Source organism: Anaerobacillus sp., assembly GCF_046314235.1.
Taxonomy (GTDB): domain Bacteria; phylum Bacillota; class Bacilli; order Bacillales; family Anaerobacillaceae; genus Anaerobacillus.
In genome coordinates this window covers 35,383-56,996 of the sequence record NZ_JBKBWN010000021.1, presented here as the reverse complement: position 1 = coordinate 56,996, position 21,614 = coordinate 35,383, and the positions used below count along the sequence as shown (strand labels likewise).

The 21,614-nt window shown below is 35.6% G+C and carries 24 protein-coding genes and 1 rRNA gene; 23 read left to right on the top strand and 2 right to left on the bottom strand.

Annotated features, from left to right (window positions below; all coding sequences use genetic code 11):
* Positions 1–7: 7 nt before the first annotated feature.
* A 5S ribosomal RNA gene (rrf, locus tag ACK4M9_RS20100) occupies positions 8–123 on the top strand.
* Positions 124–230: 107 nt separating this feature from the next.
* Positions 231–743: a GrpB family protein gene (locus ACK4M9_RS20095; protein WP_409854469.1), complete on the top strand. Its 513-nt coding sequence runs from the start codon at positions 231–233 to the stop codon at positions 741–743.
* A gap of 121 nt (positions 744–864) precedes the next feature.
* Here the strand turns inward: ACK4M9_RS20095 and ACK4M9_RS20090 are convergent, their stop codons facing one another.
* Positions 865–1,059, bottom strand: coding sequence for a sigma factor G inhibitor Gin (locus ACK4M9_RS20090; RefSeq protein WP_409854467.1), 195 nt, complete (start codon positions 1,057–1,059; stop codon positions 865–867).
* Between the two features lie 248 nt (positions 1,060–1,307).
* Here ACK4M9_RS20090 and ACK4M9_RS20085 point away from each other — a divergent pair, with 248 nt between their 5' ends.
* The 8 genes from ACK4M9_RS20085 to rsmI all read left to right on the top strand — a co-directional run bounded on the left by ACK4M9_RS20085 (position 1,308) and on the right by rsmI (position 8,114).
* The gene (locus ACK4M9_RS20085; RefSeq protein WP_409854465.1) at positions 1,308–2,759 is read left to right on the top strand and encodes an aminotransferase class I/II-fold pyridoxal phosphate-dependent enzyme; all 1,452 of its coding nucleotides are present in this window, start codon (positions 1,308–1,310) and stop codon (positions 2,757–2,759) included.
* Positions 2,752–3,384, top strand: coding sequence for a dTMP kinase (gene tmk / locus ACK4M9_RS20080; protein WP_409854463.1), 633 nt, complete (start codon positions 2,752–2,754; stop codon positions 3,382–3,384). Before ACK4M9_RS20085 ends, tmk begins: the two co-directional genes overlap by 8 nt.
* Positions 3,385–3,657: 273 nt before the next feature.
* Positions 3,658–3,987 (top strand): cyclic-di-AMP receptor, encoded by a 330-nt coding sequence (locus ACK4M9_RS20075; protein ID WP_409854461.1) that lies wholly within the window; start codon positions 3,658–3,660, stop codon positions 3,985–3,987.
* A gap of 11 nt (positions 3,988–3,998) precedes the next feature.
* Positions 3,999–4,985 (top strand): DNA polymerase III subunit delta', encoded by a 987-nt coding sequence (gene holB / locus ACK4M9_RS20070; protein ID WP_409854459.1) that lies wholly within the window; start codon positions 3,999–4,001, stop codon positions 4,983–4,985.
* Between the two features lie 4 nt (positions 4,986–4,989).
* Positions 4,990–5,823, top strand: coding sequence for a PSP1 domain-containing protein (locus tag ACK4M9_RS20065; protein ID WP_409854457.1), 834 nt, complete (start codon positions 4,990–4,992; stop codon positions 5,821–5,823).
* Between the two features lie 7 nt (positions 5,824–5,830).
* The gene (yabA, locus tag ACK4M9_RS20060; RefSeq protein WP_409854456.1) at positions 5,831–6,181 is read left to right on the top strand and encodes a DNA replication initiation control protein YabA; all 351 of its coding nucleotides are present in this window, start codon (positions 5,831–5,833) and stop codon (positions 6,179–6,181) included.
* Positions 6,182–6,337: 156 nt separating this feature from the next.
* Positions 6,338–7,075, top strand: coding sequence for a tRNA1(Val) (adenine(37)-N6)-methyltransferase (locus tag ACK4M9_RS20055; RefSeq protein WP_409854454.1), 738 nt, complete (start codon positions 6,338–6,340; stop codon positions 7,073–7,075).
* A gap of 166 nt (positions 7,076–7,241) precedes the next feature.
* Positions 7,242–8,114 (top strand): 16S rRNA (cytidine(1402)-2'-O)-methyltransferase, encoded by an 873-nt coding sequence (gene rsmI, locus ACK4M9_RS20050; RefSeq protein ID WP_409854453.1) that lies wholly within the window; start codon positions 7,242–7,244, stop codon positions 8,112–8,114.
* A gap of 37 nt (positions 8,115–8,151) precedes the next feature.
* Here the strand turns inward: rsmI and abrB are convergent, their stop codons facing one another.
* Entirely contained in the window at positions 8,152–8,439 is a 288-nt protein-coding gene (gene abrB, locus ACK4M9_RS20045; RefSeq protein ID WP_409854451.1) for a transition state genes transcriptional regulator AbrB, read from the bottom strand.
* An 826-nt stretch (positions 8,440–9,265) separates the two neighbouring features.
* On the opposite strand from abrB, the gene metG reads away from it, so the two are divergent.
* The 13 genes from metG to glmU all read left to right on the top strand — a co-directional run bounded on the left by metG (position 9,266) and on the right by glmU (position 21,598).
* The gene (metG, locus tag ACK4M9_RS20040; RefSeq protein WP_409854449.1) at positions 9,266–11,215 is read left to right on the top strand and encodes a methionine--tRNA ligase; all 1,950 of its coding nucleotides are present in this window, start codon (positions 9,266–9,268) and stop codon (positions 11,213–11,215) included.
* Positions 11,216–11,313: 98 nt separating this feature from the next.
* Positions 11,314–12,081, top strand: coding sequence for a TatD family hydrolase (locus ACK4M9_RS20035; RefSeq protein WP_409854447.1), 768 nt, complete (start codon positions 11,314–11,316; stop codon positions 12,079–12,081).
* A gap of 230 nt (positions 12,082–12,311) precedes the next feature.
* Entirely contained in the window at positions 12,312–13,526 is a 1,215-nt protein-coding gene (locus ACK4M9_RS20030; RefSeq protein ID WP_409854445.1) for a ubiquitin-like domain-containing protein, read from the top strand.
* A gap of 201 nt (positions 13,527–13,727) precedes the next feature.
* A complete protein-coding gene (gene rnmV, locus ACK4M9_RS20025) occupies positions 13,728–14,291 on the top strand; it encodes a ribonuclease M5 (RefSeq protein ID WP_409854444.1) in 564 nt (187 codons plus the stop codon).
* Complete coding sequence (gene rsmA / locus ACK4M9_RS20020; RefSeq protein ID WP_409854442.1) at positions 14,284–15,153, top strand: 16S rRNA (adenine(1518)-N(6)/adenine(1519)-N(6))-dimethyltransferase RsmA; 870 nt, start codon at positions 14,284–14,286, stop codon at positions 15,151–15,153. Before rnmV ends, rsmA begins: the two co-directional genes overlap by 8 nt.
* A 75-nt stretch (positions 15,154–15,228) precedes the next feature.
* On the top strand, positions 15,229–16,098 hold the full coding sequence (yabG, locus tag ACK4M9_RS20015; protein WP_409854441.1) for a sporulation peptidase YabG: 870 nt from the start codon (positions 15,229–15,231) through the stop codon (positions 16,096–16,098).
* A 219-nt stretch (positions 16,099–16,317) separates the two neighbouring features.
* Positions 16,318–16,584, top strand: coding sequence for a biofilm formation stimulator Veg (gene veg / locus ACK4M9_RS20010; protein ID WP_409854440.1), 267 nt, complete (start codon positions 16,318–16,320; stop codon positions 16,582–16,584).
* A gap of 305 nt (positions 16,585–16,889) precedes the next feature.
* Positions 16,890–17,072 (top strand): small, acid-soluble spore protein, alpha/beta type, encoded by a 183-nt coding sequence (locus ACK4M9_RS20005; RefSeq protein ID WP_409854438.1) that lies wholly within the window; start codon positions 16,890–16,892, stop codon positions 17,070–17,072.
* A 310-nt stretch (positions 17,073–17,382) separates the two neighbouring features.
* Positions 17,383–18,246, top strand: a complete 864-nt coding sequence (gene ispE / locus ACK4M9_RS20000; protein ID WP_409854436.1) for a 4-(cytidine 5'-diphospho)-2-C-methyl-D-erythritol kinase — start codon at positions 17,383–17,385, stop codon at positions 18,244–18,246.
* Positions 18,247–18,305: 59 nt separating this feature from the next.
* On the top strand, positions 18,306–19,148 hold the full coding sequence (gene purR / locus ACK4M9_RS19995; RefSeq protein WP_409854434.1) for a pur operon repressor: 843 nt from the start codon (positions 18,306–18,308) through the stop codon (positions 19,146–19,148).
* A 2-nt stretch (positions 19,149–19,150) separates the two neighbouring features.
* The gene (locus ACK4M9_RS19990) at positions 19,151–19,525 is read left to right on the top strand and encodes a RidA family protein (protein ID WP_409854475.1); all 375 of its coding nucleotides are present in this window, start codon (positions 19,151–19,153) and stop codon (positions 19,523–19,525) included.
* 177 nt (positions 19,526–19,702) lie between these two features.
* The gene (gene spoVG / locus ACK4M9_RS19985; protein WP_129078280.1) at positions 19,703–19,996 is read left to right on the top strand and encodes a septation regulator SpoVG; all 294 of its coding nucleotides are present in this window, start codon (positions 19,703–19,705) and stop codon (positions 19,994–19,996) included.
* Between the two features lie 231 nt (positions 19,997–20,227).
* On the top strand, positions 20,228–21,598 hold the full coding sequence (gene glmU, locus ACK4M9_RS19980; protein WP_409854432.1) for a bifunctional UDP-N-acetylglucosamine diphosphorylase/glucosamine-1-phosphate N-acetyltransferase GlmU: 1,371 nt from the start codon (positions 20,228–20,230) through the stop codon (positions 21,596–21,598).
* Positions 21,599–21,614 lie beyond the last annotated feature (16 nt).

Below are 21,614 nucleotides of genomic sequence, written 5' to 3'. Positions count from 1 at the left end.
TTAATAGCCTAGTGACGATAGCGAAGAGGTCACACTCGTTCCCATGCCGAACACGATCGTTAAGCTCTTCAGCGCCGATGGTAGTTGGGGGTTTCCCCCTGTGAGAGTAGGACGTTGCTAGGCATACCAAAACACATTCATTGCGAATGTGTTTTTTTTATTATGTATAAACAGCTAATTTAACTATATGTTATATATTACAAAATTAATAACATGGCGGTGAGCATAAAATGGATGAAATAGTTACTTTTTCGAATGAAAAACTTTTTAGAGATAAGGCAAAGATAGTTGTATGTAAGCATAAAGAAAAAATAAATAAAGTGTTGCCAGATGCTGAGGTGCTACATGTTGGCAGTACAGCAGTAGAAGGCTCGTTAACAAAGGGAGATGTTGACCTTCAGGTTCGTGTAAGTCAATCAAAATTTGAACATGCCAAAGTAATCTTAAAGGAACTTTACAAAATTAACGAAGGCAGTGACCAAACTAGTTATTTTTGTGCATTTGAAAAACATGATGAAATTCTTCCGTTAGGGATACAACTAACAGCTATCTCATCAGAGTTAGACCATTTTTGGAAGTTAGCAAAGTTTTTTCGAGAGTATCCTGAATACTTGGCAAGGTATAACCAAATAAAAGAAAGTAATAACGGTAAATACATGGATAAGTACAGAGAGGAAAAGAGTATTTTTATAGGTAATATCTTTTCCTCTGAAATATTTCACGAATTTCTCAAAAAGATATAAAAGAAGATTTATCGTTCCTACAGTAACAACCAGGTGGGATATAGAGAAGGTATAATCATTTATGTTAAAGCTGTTTCTTTTTCATTCAAAATCAAAAAAAATAGACCTATAAAAAGGTCTGTTAGGAAATATTTAATAAAGAGTGCTTTAATTTTCTTAATTTCTGTAAATAGTACCTATAAAACTCATCACTCACATCTGAACTAACAATTTCGCGCTCACAAGCTTCACAGATATAGATATCACAAATATGAATTCCTGCTTCTTGTTTTTGCTCACACACTGAGCATCTTTCTAAGTTATGCCCTTCATTCATAGTTGTTCACCTCCATAGTTCATTCATTTCCAATGAAAGGTAAACTATACATGAAAAATTCTGATTTTTACTAAAATATTTACTTTTTCAATTATATGCACATAGTTTATTGATAGTGTATGTCTTTATAAAAGTACAAATTTACATTTGTAATTAAATATAATTATTAAATGAAATGTTTAGTTAAAACGTTAACTTCGTTATAATAGAAAAGTGTTTAAATTAACAAACCGTAAAGGAACTAAGATATGGATCAAAATAAATTACCTCTTTATGAAGCTCTTTTGGAGTATCGAAATAAAAATACTCATTCCTTTCATGTTCCAGGTCATAAAAATGGCTCGGTTCTTCCTATACAAGCACAACATATATACCAATCTGTATTATCGATTGATGTTACCGAGCTTACTGGTTTGGATGATTTACATCACGCTTCTGGTGTGATAAAGGAAGCTGAAGATTTAGCTGCCGATTTATATGGATCAAAGTCCTGTTTTTTTCTTGTCGGTGGTTCTACTGTAGGGAACTTAGCTATGATTATGGCAACGTGCGAAGAGGGAGATACAGTTCTAGTTCAAAGAAATAGCCATAAATCAATTATAAATGGATTAAAATTAGCGAAGGTAAATCCTATATTTATAGAACCTAACTACGATGATCACGCTCAAATAGCCACCTGCCTAGACGAATCTCTTGTAATTGACACATTAAAAAAGTATAAGAATGCAAAAGCTTTAATTATGACAAGACCAAATTATTATGGATATACGAGTTCAATAAAAAAAATTGTTGAAGTTGCACACAAGTTGAATGTAGTAGTGCTAGTTGATGAAGCTCATGGAGCCCACTTTGGCCATCACACGTCAATGCTACCTAATTCGGCGATTGATTATCACGCAGATATTGTAGTTCAATCAGCGCATAAGACATTACCTGCGATGACAATGTCCTCTTATTTACATTACAATAGTAAATTAGTTGATATAAATAAACTAAAGTATTACTTACAGCTTTTTCAATCGAGTAGTCCTTCTTATCCATTAATGGCATCTCTTGATTTGGCAAGGTTTTATTTAGCTAAACTTCCGGAAGTTGACTTAGCGATGACTTTAAAACTAATTGGAGATTTCAAAAAAGTGCTAAATGAAATTCCACAGCTAAAAGTAGTCGAAAGTGCCGAGTACAAAATTGATCCTTTGAAGGTGACGATTCAATCTCGTTGTCAATTAACTGGTTTCGAACTACAAAAATTATTAGAGACAGAAGGTATTTATACTGAACTTGCAGATCAGTGTAATGTTTTATTTGTACTGCCATTAACAATAAATACTGATCTTATTTCAGTGGCAAAAAACATCAAGGATAAGCTTAAAGGAAAGAAAGTAAACGTAAACCGAATGAAGATATTCAATAAATTTGAAAGTAAAGTATCAAGCTTAGATCTTACATATGCTGAGATGGAACAAATGGATATAGAAGTAGTACCTCTAGAAAAAGCTTTAGGGAAAGTAATCTCTGAAGATATCATTCCTTATCCACCTGGTATCCCATTATTAATAAGCGGTGAAAAAATTGAAAAAGCCCATCTTGAACGTTTATTTGCATTAAAGAAAGCGGGCGCTTACTTTCAAGGAAAAGATGTTTTCACCTATGGACTGAAAGTTTATAAAACAGATGAAACGAGGGACAGCTATGAATAATAAGTTTATTACATTTGAGGGCGGCGAGGGAGCAGGGAAGACTTCTGTTATATCGGAGTTATCTAAATTCCTCGAAGGTGCGGGTTTCAATTTAATAACTACGAGAGAACCTGGTGGTATTAAAATTGCCGAAAACATTCGTCAAATAATCTTAGATCCGAATAATACTGCCATGGATGGAAGAACAGAGGCACTTTTATATGCCGCTGCAAGGCGACAACATTTAGTTGAAAAGGTTATACCTGAGCTAAACTTAGGTAAAATTGTTCTCTGTGATAGATTTTTAGATAGCAGCTTAGTTTATCAGGGGATAGCTAGAAAAATCGGTTTAGATGAAATTTTTTCGATAAATAACTTTGCTATTGAAAATTGTATGCCAAAGCTGACATTTTACTTTGACATTGATCCCGAAATAGGGTTAGCTAGAATTGCCAAAAATAAAAATCGTGAAATCAATCGTTTAGACATGGAGAATTTAGATTTCCATTACAGTGTAAGAGAAGGATATTTAAAGCTATTAACAATGTTTCCGGAAAGAATTGTTAGCATAGATGCTAATAGGCCATTAGAAGAAGTGATAACAGAAACTAAAGAAAAGATAATGTCATACTTACAGGTAATGTAATGGTTATTTAGAAAGGTGCAGTATCTCTTAAATATCAAAAGGAGATCAGTCTAAAAACGTTATCTAAGAAGTAAGTTCAACTAAGATCAATATCTAAACTTTCTTGTTTTGAAGGCTTTTTCACATGTTTATAATATTTAGTGGGCTAACTGATACAGCATTTTTTAAGATGAGGTTACAACATAGGTTCTTTTTGGGACATCTGTTATAATAGGGATAATAAAGAACACGATCATTAATAATAGATATTAATTTCTCGAAGGAGGTCAACGAATGAAACTTGTTGTAGCAGTTGTCCAGGATAAAGATAGTAGTAACCTAGCAAACGCCCTAGTGAAGGGAAATTTTAAAGCTACGAAACTTGCAAGTACCGGTGGTTTTTTAAAAGCAGGAAACACAACTTTTATTGTGGGTACAGAAGACGAAAATGTTAAAGATGTCTTAACAATTATTAAAGACAATTGTAAAAATAGAGATCAATTAGTTGCACCAATTTCACCGATGGGTGGAAATGCGGATTCTTATATTCCTTATCCAGTAAATGTTAAAGTTGGTGGTGCTACTGTGTTTGTATTGCCTGTTGACCAATTTGAGAAATTTTAGGTGTTGGAAAAATGACTTGGAAGCAGATTTCTGAAACTCAAGAAAAAGTAGTGAAAATTATAACAAATAGTATTCGAAAGCAACGCTTATCTCATGCTTATTTATTTGATGGACCAAAGGGAACTGGAAAAAGAGATGTTGCACTACAATTGGCAAAGACATTTTTTTGTAAAAGAAATGAGGAACAAGATCCTTGTGAAACTTGTTCTGATTGTAAAAGGATTACATCAGGTAATCACCCAGATGTTCATATTATTCAACCAGAAGGACAAACGATTAAAATTGAACAGATTCGTCATTTAAAGAAGGAATTTTCGTACCGGGGGATGGAATCGGTACGAAAGTTTTATATTATTGAAGATGCCGAAAAAATGACGATTAGTGCTGCCAATGGTCTGTTAAAGTTTTTAGAAGAGCCAGATGGTCAATCTATTGCAGTTTTAACAACAGCTGAGGTTCACCGTATTTTAAGCACAATTTTATCGAGGACACAAATTCTTTCTTTCGTCCCGTTGACACCGCAAAAGTTAATGGAAAATCTTGAAAATAACGGGGTAAAAAAGCCACTAGCTAAGCTTTTGGGTCAATTGACCAATGACTTGGAGGAAGCTTACCAGCTTTACCATGATGATTGGATTGCACAAGCCCGCGCCATAGTGATACAATTAGGAGAAGAAGTGTGTACGAGACCACATCAAGTCATGCTTACTTTACAAGAAAGTTGGTTTACTCATTTTAAAGAGAAGAATCAACTTAATTTAGGCTTAGATATATTGTTACTATGGTATCGTGATGTTTTACGAACTTTATTAGCAAATGAAGATCAACTAGTCTTTGTTGATCAGATTGATAAATTAGAACAACATGCATTAAAGAGCTCACAGCGAAAAGTTAGTCAGCATATGGCTGCTATTTTGGAAGCGAAGAGACGTCTAAGTGCAAATGTAAATCCTCAACTGTTAATGGAGCAATTAATGATGAGGTTACAGGAGGGATAGTATAGTGCATCAAGTAGTCGGTGTTAGATTTAAAAAAGCGGGAAAAATATATTATTTCTCCCCTGAAGATATAGACGCACAAAAAGGTGAGCTAGTAATTGTTGAGACTGCTCGAGGGATAGAGTATGGCAAGGTCGTCATTGGTAGGAAAGTTGTTGGTGACCAAGACGTAGTATTTCCTCTTAAAAAGGTAGTGCGAATTGCTAATGAAAAAGATCGAACTACTGTAGAAGAGAATAAAATCGCTGCGAAAGAAGCTTTTGAGGTATGTTCCGAAAAAATCCAAGAGCATAACCTAGACATGAAGCTTGTTGACGTTGAATATACGTTTGATCGAAATAAAGTACTATTTTATTTCACAGCTGATGGTAGGATAGACTTTAGGGAGCTAGTGAAAGATTTAGCGGCTATTTTTCGGACAAGAATAGAACTTAGGCAAATTGGTGTTAGAGATGAAGCGAAAATGTTAGGTGGCATTGGTCCTTGTGGTAGAATTTTATGTTGCTCATCTTTTCTCGGTGATTTTGAGCCAGTTTCTATTAAAATGGCAAAAGACCAAAGCTTATCACTTAATCCAACAAAGATATCTGGTTTATGCGGAAGATTAATGTGTTGTTTAAAGTATGAGAATGATAATTATGAAACTGCTAAAAAACAACTGCCTGATATTGGAAAGTCTATCGTCACAGGGCATGGTAAAGGTCGAGTCGTTGGCTTAAATATATTAGAACAGCTTGTTCAAGTTGAGCTAATTGATGAGCGTATCATGGAATATACTCTTGACGAGTTAATAAATGAAGGTGCATTACCTACTCATACCACAAATATTGAGGTGTAAAGTAAACGTGGATAAAAAAGGGGTCTTTTCACGAGTAAGTCTTATGGAAGAAAAAATAGGTGGCCTTTATCGTGAATTAGGGGAGCTAAAAGAACATTTAGCGCTCCTTTTAGAAGAGAATCAACATCTTAAGATTGAAAATGACCATCTACGTTCTCGGATCGAAAAAGCAGCTGAACAAGAGCAAGAAGAAGTAAAAGAAACAAAAGAAGATGAAGAAAAAATTGATATAGGTGAAGGTTATGATAACTTAGCGAGACTATATCAAGAAGGATTTCATATTTGTAACCTTCATTACGGAAGTATCCGTAAAGAAGGGGATTGTCTATTTTGCCTGTCGTTCTTAAATAAAAAGTGAATTTTTTGGAGATAGACTGCATTGGTCTATCTCTTTTCTATTGTTGAAAGATTTGGTTTATGAGGGAATTTTATTGCGAGAAAATTTGGTGGTCTGGCAACTATAAGTATTGTTTTGATATAATCAACATTATCAAGTATTTGAGAGGAATTTATAATGGTAAAAATCGAGCAAGATGAACGAATTGACTACTTACCTAATGAAAAATTAAAAATAATTCAAAGTCCAGATGTTTTCTCTTTTTCCATGGATGCAATTCTTTTAGCGAAGTTTTGCTATGTACCAATACAGAAGGGGAAGATTATTGATCTTTGCACTGGTAATGGTGTTATTCCCCTCATTTTAAGCGAGCGAAGTAAAGCTGACATAATCGGTGTAGAAATTCAAGAACGTCTTTATAAAATGGCATTCCGGAGTGCACAGTTAAATGGGAGGCATGAGCAGCTAAATTTTATTCATGAAGATATAAAAGACATTGATAAAACATTAACAAGAGGAAGTTTTGATGTCGTAACATGTAATCCTCCATATTTTAAAAATGTAACCGAAAAAGATTGGAATGAAAATCATCATTTTGCCATTGCTCGCCATGAAATATATTGTACTCTAGATGATGTAATCCGGATTAGTAGTGAGCTTGTAAAACAAAAAGGGAAAGTGGCCATCGTTCATCGTCCTGACCGCTTAATTGATATAATTATGATTATGAGAAAATACCATATAGAACCAAAACGGATTCAATTTATACATCCCAAAAAAGAAAAGGAAGCAAATATCCTATTAATAGAAGGGATAAAAAATGGAAATCCAGGAATAAAGATATTACAACCACTATTTGTTTATGATAACGACAATACTTATACAAAACAATTTAGTGATGTGTATTTTTCTTGATATAAATTGATTTGGTGCTATGTATAGTCGTGGTCGAACCTCACTTAACTTAGTTTATCAAAAAAGTTTGAAACAAAAGAAAAGGTTATTAAAAACAGAGTATGCAATTAAAAGGTTATGAATAAAATCAATGCAGTGGTTATTTATAGGGAGGTTAATTTTATCAATGTGGATACAAAAAAGCTTTCGTAATGAAGAAGAAGGAGTCTTATATTTGGTTCCTACTCCCATTGGCAATCTAGAAGATATAACGTATCGAGCCTTAACAATTTTAAAGGAAGTAGATCTTATTGCTGCTGAAGATACAAGGCAAACAAGAAAGCTTTGCAATTACTTTGAAATCGTAACAAAGCTTGTTAGCTATCATGATCATAATAAACAATCTAGTGGCTTTAAGTTAGTAGAAGAAATAAAGGCTGGTAAGAAGGTGGCTTTAGTAAGCGATGCCGGCATGCCAGCAATTTCAGATCCAGGTTATGAATTAGTTGTAAGCTGTATTGAAGAAAAAATACCAGTCATTCCGTTACCTGGAGCCAATGCAGCATTACCTGCCCTCATAGCTTCAGGCTTCCCTACAGATAATTTTTATTTTTATGGATTTTTGCATCGACAAAAAAAAGATAAGAAAAAGCAACTAGAAACACTAAGAAATATTCAATGCCCAATTATTTTTTATGAGTCTCCACATCGCATAAAAGATACGTTAAAACTACTGCTAGACCAATTAGGTGACAGAAAAATTTCCGTTTGCCGAGAATTGACAAAGAAGTTTGAGGAATTCATTAGAGGAAATGTAAGTGAATTAATAAGCTACTATGAACAAGAAGATCCAAGAGGCGAATATTGTCTAATTTTAGAAGGATCTTTAGAAGAAGAGACTGCCACCAATTCACAGTGGTGGCACGATTTATCGATAGAACAGCATATTGATCACTACATTGCCATTCAGCTGTCTTCCAAGGAAGCAATTAAGCAAGTAGCAAAGGATCGTAACCTTCAAAAGCGAGAAATATATCAAATTTATCATCAGGAAGATTAAAAAAAGGCTGACGAAAATCGTCAGCCAACTCTTTGTATTATTTTGTTGTTTTCCCAACGAAGTTTTGAAGCTCAGCAATAATTTCTTGAGCACCACTTGGGCTTAAAATTATTTTTCCGCCAGCTAAAGATAAGTTATCGTCATTAACCTCACCAGTAATTTGGCAAGTCATATTAGGCTTGTATTTCTTTAAGATAATTCTGTCGCCATCAACATATATTTCTAAAGCGTCCTTCTCTGCGATATCAAGTGTACGACGAAGCTCGATTGGAATAACCACGCGTCCTAATTCATCAACTTTACGAACAATTCCTGTAGATTTCATTTAATTTCTCCTCCTAGGTTTTGGGTAATATTTATCGTCTAATTCATCATTTTTCGACAATTTTCTCTATGAATTTAGAATACCAGTGTTTCCAAAAGAAGTCAATTAATTTTATTCAAATTTTTACTAGTTTTGTAGAATTTTAATTGATGTTTATATAGGAAAGTTGATATAACAATATTCTTGTTTCGTTTTATGTATCATGATTTCAATTGATTAGTAATAAACTGCAATTTCTTTTTACAATTTTTTATTTTTTTTATAAAAATAGCCATTTGTTATTTCGACAAAACTTTTAGTAATAGCAAAATAATTCGACAAAAATCACAGCAATAAAAAATGTGAAATTGGGTATACTTGACATGAGTTACACTTTTAGATATATTTTTGCAAAAGGAATTGAACAAATTATAAAGAACCTTTAGAATTGAGTTAGCATTCTATAAACATTTCCGTTGAAAAGATAAGTAAAAAGGAAATCCTATCTATGATTTTAGGATTTAGCGGATCACTTCCGCATCTTTATTCATAGGCAGAGAGCCAGGGGAGCTGAAAACTGGTATAGGTGGAACTTTTGAAAATGGTCTTGGAGGAATTTCCTTCGAGTTACATTGTAATAAGGGGGGGACGTGGACTAAGCGTTAATTAGTTAAAAGTTATATTTAGTAACTTTCTGAGCCTTGTTTTCGTGAGAAACAAGGGAAATTGGGTGGTAACACGTGAGAATTTATCTCTCGTCCCTTTATAGGGCGGGGGTTTTTTTATGTCTAAAAACATACGCTCGCCTTAGACATTAGTTATATATTGAAATTTGGGAGGAAGTATTATGTCGAAAAAAACGTTCTATTTAACAACACCAATTTATTATCCTAGTGACAAGCTCCATATTGGTCATGCGTATACAACTGTGGCTGGAGATGCCATGGCAAGGTATAAGCGTCTACGTGGATTTGATGTCATGTATTTGACTGGAACAGATGAGCATGGACAGAAAATTGAGCGAAAAGCTGCTGAAAAAGGAGTTAGTCCTCAAGAATTCGTTGATGGCATTGTAACTGGTATTCAAGATTTATGGGGTAAGTTAGACATTTCCTATGATGATTTCATTCGTACGACAGAACCGAGACATAAGGAAATTGTACAAAAAATATTTCAACAACTTCTTGATCAAGGCGATATCTACCTTGACGAATATGAAGGTTTGTATTGTACACCTTGTGAATCGTTTTACACTGAAAGACAATTAAAGGACGGGAATTGTCCTGATTGTAATAGAGCAGTTGAGAAAGTGCGAGAGAAATCTTATTTCTTTAAAATGAGTAAATACGCTGACCGACTTTTAAAGTATTACGAGGACAACCCAGGTTTTATTCAACCAGAGTCTAGAAAAAATGAAATGATTAATAATTTTATTAAACCTGGCCTAGAAGATCTTGCGGTTTCTAGAACTTCTTTTGAGTGGGGGGTAAAAGTCACTAGTGACCCTAAGCATGTTATCTATGTATGGATTGATGCTCTTTCCAACTATATTACCGCATTAGGTTATGGATCGGAAAATCAAGGTAAGTATGATAAGTACTGGCCGGCAGATGTTCATTTAGTAGGAAAAGAAATCGTTCGATTCCATACAATATACTGGCCAATTATGTTAATGGCGCTTGACCTTCCATTACCTAAAAAAGTATTTGGACATGGTTGGCTTTTAATGAAAGATGGGAAAATGTCAAAATCGAAGGGTAATGTAGTTGACCCAGTGCCACTGATCGATCGATATGGTCTAGATGCTTTACGCTATTATTTACTTCGCGAAGTTCCATTCGGCTCAGATGGAGTGTTTACACCAGAAAGCTTCGTGGAAAGAGTAAACTTCGATTTAGCCAATGACTTAGGAAATTTATTAAATAGAACGGTAGCAATGATCAACAAATACTTTAATGGTGTAATCCCTGTGTATATAAAGAATGCAACAAGCGTTGATGCTAATCTAGTTAGCCTTGCTGAAGAGACAGTCAAAAAAGTTGAGGCAGCGATGGAGGACATGGAGTTTTCTGTGGCATTGTCAGCTATTTGGCAGCTTGTAAGCCGAACAAATAAATATATTGATGAAACACAGCCATGGGTTTTGGCGAAGAATGAAGAAAATAAAGAGCAACTCGGTTCAGTGCTGTATCATTTAGCTGAATCACTACGCTACGTTTCTGTTTTGATCCAACCATTTATGACGAGTACACCAAAGAAAGTTTGGGAGCAATTAAGCATCACTGAGGAAGGAACAGCTTGGGCTAGTCTAGAACAGTTTGGCCAACTGCCATCGGGCGCAAAAATAGCTAAAGGTGAACCTATATTCCCAAGGCTTGAAGTAGCTGAAGAAGTAGCGTTCATTACTGAAATGATGCAAGGGCCAGAACCAAAGGTTGAGGAAGTAGAAGTGGCTGTTGAGGCACCTAATACTGAGGAAATTACGATAGAGGACTTTATGAAAGTTGACCTAAGGGTTGCTGAAGTTATTAAAGCTGAACCAGTAAAAAAAGCAAAGAAGCTCTTAAAAATTCAGCTTGATTTAGGTTACGAACAACGACAAGTCGTGTCAGGTATTGCTGAGCATTATAAACCGGAAGAACTCGTAGGTAAGAAGGTAATTTGCGTAACGAACTTAAAGCCAATTGAACTTCGAGGTGAGCTATCCCAAGGTATGATTTTAGCTGCTTCTCAAAACGGCAAACTAACACTCGCAACCATCGAACAATCACTGCCAAACGGTTCACAGGTGAAATAATAGTAGGTAGAATTCAGAATGTAGAATGTAACTGTCTTGAGCTTAACTTTGAAGCCTTGCCGATTACATTCTACATTTAAAAGTGGAGGTTTTGCTAAATGTTATTTGACACGCATGCACATTTAAATGCGGATCAGTTTGAAGAAGATGTTGCAGATGTTATCAGGCGGGCGCAAGTAGAAGGAGTTTCAAATATCGTCGTCGTCGGTTTTGATGAAAAGACGATCAAAGGTGCGCTTAGGTTAGCTGAGGAGTATGATTTTATCTATGCAGCAGTAGGGTGGCATCCTGTTGATGCAATTGATATGAAGGATGAACATATAGCTTGGCTTGAAGAGTTAGCGTCACATCCCAAAGTAGTCGCTTTAGGTGAAATGGGGTTAGACTATTATTGGGATAAATCACCTAAAGATATTCAAAAAGAAGTTTTTAGAAGACAGATTCAATTAGCTAAAAAAGTAAAATTACCAATAATTATTCATAATAGAGATGCTCATGAGGATATTGTGAAAATTCTTAAAGAGGAAAATGCTAGCGAGGTTGGTGGAATTATGCATTGTTTTGCAGGTAGTTATGAAATCGCTAAACAGTGTATAGATATGAATTTTTATATATCATTTGGCGGCCCAGTAACATTTAAAAATGCAAAACGGCCAAAAGAAGTGGTTAAAAATCTTCCACTAGATCGTTTATTAATTGAAACCGATTGTCCGTATTTGGCACCACACCCATATAGAGGAAAGCGCAATGAGCCGAGTTATGTTAAACTAGTAGCTGAAACAATTGCCGAGATAAAAGAAATGACTTATGAAGAAGTTGTCGAGATTACTAATCAGAATGCAAAGAAACTTTTTGCTATAAAATGACAGGTTTTTTTGTCGGATTTTTTGGAGGCTTGTCTATTAGAAACTTCTTCTAGTTAGTTCTACAATCGAAAAAACATGCATATGCTAGTCTTGTCGAAGACTTTTTGTTCCTTTTTTGATCGTTTTTATGGATAATCTTACGTAAGACTTCTGGGAGGGGGAATTTTAATATTTGACAAGACGAGCATAACTGTATATAATTCGGTCCTTAGAAGGGGGAGTTTAAAACTATGATAGTAAACATGAAAAAACTTTTTTCTAACTGTTTAACTGGAAAAAGGTTAATCATGTCCATCGTTAGTATGATATTACTAGTAGGTGTCGTTAGTGTTTCAGCTTATGAACTAACAAAAACATCTGTTACATTAGTAATAAATGGGGAAGAAACAATCCTCAAAACTCATGCCAAGACTGTAGATGAACTAATGTTGGAGAATGATATTTTAGTAGGGGATCATGACTTTATTGAACCAGCGCTGGATACTCGTTTAATAAAAGATGTCAATGTAGTATGGATTCCTGCAAAGTTAGTCTATTTAACAAATAATGGTGAAAAGCTACCAGTATGGACCACATCTGATACGATACAAGAATTAGTTGCAGAGTTAAATATAGAAGTTGGGGAACATGATAAAATCGAGCCGACTCTAGAATCTGCTCTTGTAGAAGATATGAAAATTACTTACGAGTCCGCCTTTGCCGTTACTTTACGAAGTGATGGTAAGGAAAAAGAAGTGTGGACGACTTCGACAACTGTCGCTGACTTTTTAGAAGCAGAAGACATTGTTCTAGGAGAGCTTGATCGAGTAGAGCCATCACAAGTAGAAATTGTAAAAGCTAATACAGACATCAATATCATTAGAGTACAAAAGGTCACCGATGTTGTGGAAGAAGCAATTAACTTTGCAACGGTAACGAGAAATGATGATTCACTTACTCGGGGTACCGAACGAGAAGTACAATCTGGTCAAACCGGTAAGATTGCAAAGCATTATGAAGTAATAATAGAAAATGGTGAAGAAGTTTCACGGGAATTAGTGAAAACAGAAACTGTTCTAGAAAGTAAAGACCGTATTGTAGCTGTTGGAACAAAACAAGTAGCACCAAAAGTGACACAAGAGGTATCCCGTGGCGGGACAGCTGGAGATTGGCTTACATTTTCTTCTACAGCCTATACAGCGTCTTGTGATGGTTGCTCAGGAGTGACAGCTACTGGGATAAATTTAAAGGCTAATCCAGGTAGTAATGTTGTTGCTGTTGACCCTAATGTGATTCCCTTAGGTTCAATTATTGAAATTAAGCATAATGGTAGAATCCTAGGCCAATATAAAGCAGCAGATACTGGTGGAGCGATATCAGGTCGTAAAATTGATATTTTCATGGCTGAACGTAGCGATGCACTTAGATGGGGTCGTAAAAATGTTCAGGTACGAATTGTAAAATAGCTTTGCTAAAAGGGGGTGACACAGTCATCCTCTTTTTCTTTCTTTAACTAATGAATTGCTATCCTTTTCTTGTTTCAATAAGTTAGACGCTATATACTATGAGTTAGTTTCATTTTAAAATAATGTTTTTTCGAATTGTTCATCTAGAGGTAAATTCGAAATTTTACATCTATATCGTATATCGTTTAAACCGGAGGATTTATGAAAATAAAAGAAATTATTGTCGTTGAGGGCAGGGATGATACAGTAGCTATCCAGAGGGCCGTAGATGCCGATACAATTGAAACGAATGGCTCTGCCATAGGGAAACAAGTAATTGAGCAAATTAAGCTAGCTAGGGACCGTAGAGGCGTTATAGTTTTAACAGACCCAGATTATCCTGGAGAGAGAATTAGAAAGATTATTGCTCAGAAAGTACCAGGCTGCAAGCATGCCTTTTTACCAAAAAAAGACGCTCTTTCTAAAAAGGGCGATGACCTTGGTGTTGAAAATGCCTCTCCAGAAGCCATTCGCTTATCGTTAAGAGATGCGCAACAAGAAGAAGAGGAATGGGTTGAACAAGTTAGTTTGGAGGAACTTCTAGCATTGGGGTTAATTGGTGGAAAAAAAGCAAGGAGTCGACGAGAACATTTAGGTGATTTATTGAAGATAGGATATACAAATGGGAAACAGCTTTATAAAAGATTAATTATGTTTAAAATAAGAGCAGAAGAGTTTTCAGAAGCATTGTCTATAGTGTTAAAGGAGGAAAATGTAATTGAATAAGGATATTGCAACACCTAATCGAACCAAGGAAATTTTAAAAAAATATGGGTTTTCCTTTAAGAAAAGTTTAGGACAAAACTTTTTAATTGATACGAATGTATTAAATAATATCGTTGATTGTGCAGACTTACAGCCAGACTCTGGGGCGATAGAAATCGGTCCAGGAATAGGGGCACTTACAGAGCAACTTGCAAAACGATGTGAAAGAGTAGTTGCTTTTGAAATTGACCAACGGCTTCTACCGATCCTAAACGAAACACTAGCGCCTTATCCACATGCAACTGTCATTCATTCAGATGTATTAGAAGCTGATTTACATAGTGTAATAAGCGATAATTTCTTGGTAGGCCAAGATTTAATGGTAGTAGCTAACTTACCTTACTATGTTACGACACCAATTTTAATGAGTCTTCTTGAAAAGAAATTGCCAATTAGAGGGATAGTTGTCATGATTCAAAAAGAAGTAGCTGAACGGATTGCGGCAAAACCTGGCACGAAGAATTATGGATCCTTGTCAATTGCTGCTCAATACTATGCAAAAGCTACGACAGAGATGATTGTCCCGAAAACAGTATTCGTTCCGCAACCAAATGTAGATTCTGCAGTATTAAAGCTTACAATAAGAGATGAGCCTGCAGTAAAAGTTAAAGACGAACAATTCTTCTTTGCGCTTATCAGAGCCAGCTTTGCACAACGAAGAAAAACGTTAATAAATAATTTGACTCATAACTTATTTACAAAAGCAGAAAAAGAGAAAGTTGAATTTGCTTTAATGAATTGTCAAATTGATCCGACGCGTAGAGGAGAAACATTAAGTATAGAGGAATTTGCGCTACTCGCTAATACACTTTGTCCCGAATAATTTATGCAAGTGAACCTATCTTATAATCACGTTTTACACCCTCGCTCATAGCCTATAGGTGAGGAGGTGTGTTTTTTGAGTTTGAAGGTCGGTGATTTTGTTACTCGTAAATCATACGGTAATGATTTATTGTTTCGGATATTAAAAATAGATGAAAACCGCGTAGAAATCGTCGGTGAGGAAATTCGCTTGATTGCAGATGCTCCTTTATCTGATTTAACCTTTGTTTCTGATGTGGAAAGAAATACTCATATAGTTGAAGAAAAGAAGAGATCAGAGAGTTGCTATCGCTTATTTAGGCAAGATAGTAGGCTTATGCGAAATAGAAATCAGTATGAAATGACAGGTGGGTATACTAATAATAGTTCTTATTTCGAATTACCTGGACGAATCCTTCACATTGATGGCGATCCTGTTTATTTGAAGAAGTGTACGGATCTTTATGAAAAGTTAGGTGTGCCTGTTTCTGGAGCTCATATGCAGGAAAAAGAGATGCCACTTCAAATAACATCACTTTTAGAAATGGTTAGACCAGACATTCTAGTCATTACAGGTCACGATGCTTATATGAGAAGTAAAGGTGAACAGAATGAAGTAAAAGCTTACCGTAATACAAAGTATTTTGCAGAGGCAGTTAGAGAGGCGCGGAAGTTTGAACCTCATATGGATAATTTGGTTATTTTTGCAGGTGCTTGTCAGTCTTACTTTGAAACCTTAATAAGAGCTGGGGCTAACTTTGCAAGTTCTCCGGATCGAATAAATATTCATGCCTTAGATCCCGTGTATATTGCAGCAAAGGTTAGTTTAACACCATTTATGGATAGTGTTAGTATTTGGGAATTGCTTAGAAATACGTTAACAGGAGAAAAGGGTCTAGGTGGTGTTGAAACAAAAGGGCTTTTGCGTAGAGGGATGCCAGTAAAATATATCGATGATAGAGGATAGCCAGTAGAAAGAAGGAGCAGTGTGCTCTTTCTTTTTTCATTTGAAAAAGTATTACATAAATTCCTAACTTTTAAGCCATAATAACATTGTGAGAAATAAGTCAAAAAAAGTTGAATAAATATTGTTGACAAATAATTTGTTTACTTGCTATAATTTAGTTTTTGTTTGACATTATTATTCGATTGTGTTACACTTTATATAAGTGAGGTGGTTTCAACAATGGGAAAAACATTAGTTGATATTAAGCGAACGCTAGACGCGAATATTGGGAAGAGAATTACAATCAAAGCGAATGGTGGCCGTCGTAAGACGATTGAACGTTCTGGTTTTCTTGAAGAAACGTACCCGTCTGTATTCATTATTAAGTTGGATGAAGATCAAAATGCCTTTGAAAGAGTGTCATATAGTTATGCAGACGTTTTAACAGAAACGGTGCAATTAACGGTTTGTGAGGAAGAAATACCTTTTGCTGTAGAGGTTAAATAGTCATTTGTGAAAAAAGAGGTATACTCATTTAGGTCTGACTTCTCCCTAGAAAAGTATTTACTACCGTTTAAGCGGTGATGAAAATGCTTTTTAAGGGAGGTGCCTGACCTTCTATTTATGAGTATACCTCTTTTTTTGTTTTCTATCAGCGCTTTTTATTGCGCAAGCCTTCCAGACATAAGTTGGATAACAGCGCGGTGAAGCCTGAAATTTACATACTCGGTTAAGAGAGACATTCTCATAACGATTGTTCATATAGGGGATAATATTACGGTCGTAGCACGACAAGTAAAGGAGTTGTTTTTATGGCTAAAAGGCGAGGAATTATGTCTGAGCAATTTAAAGTTGAACTTGCTAAAGAGCTTGGGATTTACGACACTGTCCAAAAAGAGGGTTGGGGCGGAATTCGCTCTCGTGATGCTGGAAATATGGTTAAACGTGCAATTGAAATTGCCCAAGAGCAACTTGCTGGAAACGCCCGAAAATAAACAAAAGACTTCGATGTTACGACAGGCTGGCCCATTTATGAGAAATTCTCATAAATGGGGCGGCTTTTTTTATGGAGATTACTTGATACAGTTGATTTATCATTAGTGTGTTTTGAATTACTGTGATATCTATAAACATTAAGTTTTAAATGCTACACTATTAATGGTTATATACTTAAAGAGACTCGGTTATGCTTATATAAAAATAATTACGAAGATACTTGAAAAAATTGTCACGAAATAGGGTGGTTTACGTCGACAACAAGTGATAAAATAGCGTAAGCATATGGACATAGAAGGTGAAAAAACGATGAAAATATCAATTAAGGCTCCAGCAAAAATAAACTTGTCTCTAGACGTCCTTCAAAAAAGGGAAGATGGCTACCATGAAGTAGAGATGATTATGACCACGGTTGATCTAGCTGATCGAATTGAACTAACGTTGTTGGAAGAAAATAAGATTATTATTGACGTATCAGAAGGTTTTGTCCCGAGTGACAACCGAAACTTAGCATTTCAAGCCGCACAACTATTGAAAGATCGCTTTAATGTTGAAAAGGGCGTACGAATTGCAATCCAAAAAAATATCCCTGTATCGGCAGGTTTAGCAGGAGGTAGCAGTGATGCTGCGGCTACTCTTAGAGGGCTTAACGAACTTTGGAGCCTAGGTTTAAGTTTGGATGAACTCGCAATTTTAGGGGCTAAAATTGGTTCAGATGTTTCATTCTGTGTGTATGGTGGAACAGCGTTAGCTACTGGAAGAGGAGAAAAAATTAAACATATTGCTGCCCCCCCTCCTTGTTGGATTATTCTAGCTAAACCTCCGATAGGAGTGTCTACTGCAGAAATTTATCGTAATCTAAAACTTGAAGACCTTTCTCATCCTGATATTATGAAGATGATTTCAGCTATTGAAGGTCGCGATTATGAAGAAATTTGTGGGCAACTAGGCAATGTTCTTGAGACCGTAACGTTTAAGCTTTATCCTGAGGTTCAAAGAATTAAAGATCAAATGCTCCGCTTTGGAGCCGACGGTGTTTTGATGAGCGGGAGTGGGCCAACTGTTTTTGGGATCGTTAAACACGAATCAAGGATGTTACGTATCTATAATGGTCTAAGAGGTTTTTGTAATGATGTATATGCTGTTCGATTAATTGGAGAACGTTCCTATTGAAAAAATACGTATAAAAATGGTATATTACATTCAAACATTCGGATTTTTTGGAGGTAATTATGAAAAAGATTCGCCGAAGCGGTCGTTTAATAGACTTGACCAATCACTTAATACATAATCCCCATCAACTTATACCATTAACATATTTTGCGGAGCGTTATGAATCGGCCAAATCTTCAATTAGCGAAGATTTGGCAATTATTAAAGAAATTTTTGAAAGTCAGGAGACGGGACTTTTATTAACTGTTTCTGGTGCCAGTGGAGGAGTAAAGTATATTCCTACTGCTAGTAAAGTCGAGATGAGAAAATTTCTTACAGACTTATGTTCCAAGTTGGAGGACTCTAATCGTGTCCTACCAGGTGGTTATCTATATATGATGGATATTATAGGTAACCCTAGACTAATGAATGAAATTGGCCGTTATTTTGCAACACTGTTTGCCAATAATCATGTAGATGTCATCATGACAATGGCGACAAAAGGAATTCCTTTGGCCTATGCGGTTGCTACATATATGAATGTCCCTGTTTGTATTGTCAGACATGAACATCGTATTACGGAAGGCTCGCTCGTTAGTATAAATTACGTATCAGGTTCTACAAAAAGAATCCAAACGATGTCTTTAGCAAAAAGAAGTTTAAAAGAAGGTTCGAATGTCCTCATCATTGATGATTTTATGAAGGCTGGCGGAACGATAAAAGGGATGATTAATTTAGTTGAAGAATTTCAATCTAATGTCGTTGGAACTGGAGTTTTGGTAGAAGCTGATCATGTTGAAGAAAGATTAGTTGACAAGTATACATCAATGACACGGTTATCAGAAGTAAACACAAAGGAAAAATTAGTTAAGGTTGAGATAGGTAATTTTTTTGAAAAGTTGAACATACTCAAGGAGGAATAATGATGAAAGTTGTCCAAACAGAAAAAGCTCCTGCAGCAATTGGTCCATACTCACAAGGCATTGTTGTCAATAATATGTTTTATAGTTCAGGGCAAATTCCTTTAACCGCAAACGGTGAGCTAGTGGTTGGTGATGTCAAGGAGCAAACTCAACAAGTATTAAAAAATGTTGACGCTGTTTTGATGGAAGCCGGTGCGACTCGTGATACAGTAGTAAAGACAACGGTATTTATTAAAAATATGAACGATTTTCCGTTAATTAATGAAGTATATGAAAGTTACTTTTCTGCTCACAAACCAGCTAGATCTTGTGTAGAGGTGGCAAGACTTCCAAAAGATGTTCTGGTTGAAATCGAGGTAATAGCATTAGTTAAATAAGAATTCGTTTAAAGGCCGATTATAAGGCCTTTTTTTATGAACTTTTTGTGAACAATATGTAAAAATTAGAAAAAACTGATTTTTTTTTTGTTTTTTTGTATGAAAAAGAAGGAATATGAAAAAGTGCGTTGAATTTATAACTAGGACTTATTCATTTGGAAAAAGGTGGTGGCAGAAATGGAAGTAACAGACGTGAGACTACGCCGTGTGACAACGGAAGGACGCATGCGTGCAATAGCATCCATTACGATTGATCATGAGTTTGTTGTTCATGATATCCGAGTTATTGATGGAAATAATGGGATGTTTGTAGCAATGCCAAGTAAGAGGACTCCAGATGGCGAATTTAGAGACATCGCTCACCCTATTTCTTCTCAAACGAGAGAGAAAATTCAATCAGCTGTTTTAGCTGAATATGAAAAGGCTGGAGACATTGAAGAAGTTGAATATGAAGAAGCAGGCGCTTCGTAACAACGAATACGAATGACCGAGGAATCATTTCCTTGGTCATTCTTTTTTTATGATGAGGAATGGGCAAAAAACAAGATGATCTTTAATGGATTTTTTCTCTTCCTTGTGAATGAGCTTCAATTTCGTTAGCAAGAAAATAATGTATTTTAAAGAATTGTGATTGTTAGCTTGAAATAGCAACGTTTTTGAGATATATTCGTAATGGAAAAAAAGAACCTTTGGAGGGTAGCTATGAAGAATCGTTATGCCATTATTTTAGCGGCTGGTCAAGGGACTAGAATGAAATCCCGCCTATACAAAATACTTCATTCTGTTTGTGGTAAGCCTATGGTGCAACATGTAGTTGATCAAGTCTCTCAAGTTGGTATGGATCGAACTGTTGTTGTTGTGGGGCATGGAGCAGAAAAAGTAAAAGAACAGTTAGGTGACGAAATCACTTATATTTTACAAGAAGAACAATTAGGGACTGGTCACGCAGTAATGCAAGCTGAGACATTGTTAAAAGATAAAGAAGGCGTGACGGTAGTATTGTGCGGTGACACACCTCTTATCACAAAAGAGACAATCGAATCTCTCATAATGTATCATGAACAACACAATGCGAAAGCTACCATTCTTACAGCAAAAGCAAGTGACCCTACGGGATACGGGAGAATTGTCCGAGATAGACAAGGGGCAGTTCAGCGAATTGTTGAACATAAAGATGCAAGTAATGAAGAGCGGTCAATAACAGAGATAAATACAGGAACATACTGTTTTGATAATGCAGCCTTATTTGAGGCTTTAAGACATGTTGGTAATAAAAATGTTCAAGGCGAATATTACCTTCCAGATGTAGTTGAAATACTGCAGAGGCAAAGCGAGTTAATAGCAGCTTATCAAACGGATAGCTTTGATGAGACGCTAGGTGTAAATGATCGTGTTGCTTTAGCCAGCGCAGAAGAAATTATGAGAAAGCGTATAAATGAAGCGCATATGAGAAATGGTGTAACACTTACTGATCCAAACAACACTCATATTGGCGCTGAAGTAATGATTGGAACTGACACAATCATCAAGCCAGGAACGATGATTACAGGAAAAACTGTTATTGGAAGCGATTGTGAAATCGGTCCTAACACAGAAATAATTGACAGTTACGTTGGAGATAGAACAACTATTAAGCAGTCTGTAGTCTCCAAAAGTGAAATTGGAAATGAAGTAAGTATTGGCCCGTTTGCTCATATTAGGCCAGATTCACAAATCGGCGATGAGGTTAAAATTGGTAATTTTGTAGAAATAAAAAAATCAATGTTTGGAAAAGGTAGTAAAGCTTCACACTTAAGCTATATTGGTGATGCTGAGGTTGGTAGTAATGTAAATTTAGGTTGTGGCTCAATTACTGTTAATTATGATGGAAAAAATAAATTTTTAACGAAGATAGAAGATGGAGCTTTTGTAGGATGCAATTCAAATTTAATTGCTCCTGTTACGATTGGTAAAGATGCTTACATCGCTGCAGGTTCTACTATTACAAATGATGTACCAGAAAATGCTTTGGCTATTGCTCGTGAGAGACAAATTGTCAAAAATGAATATGTTACTAAATTAAAAGAAAAATAACATTAATAACTGAAAA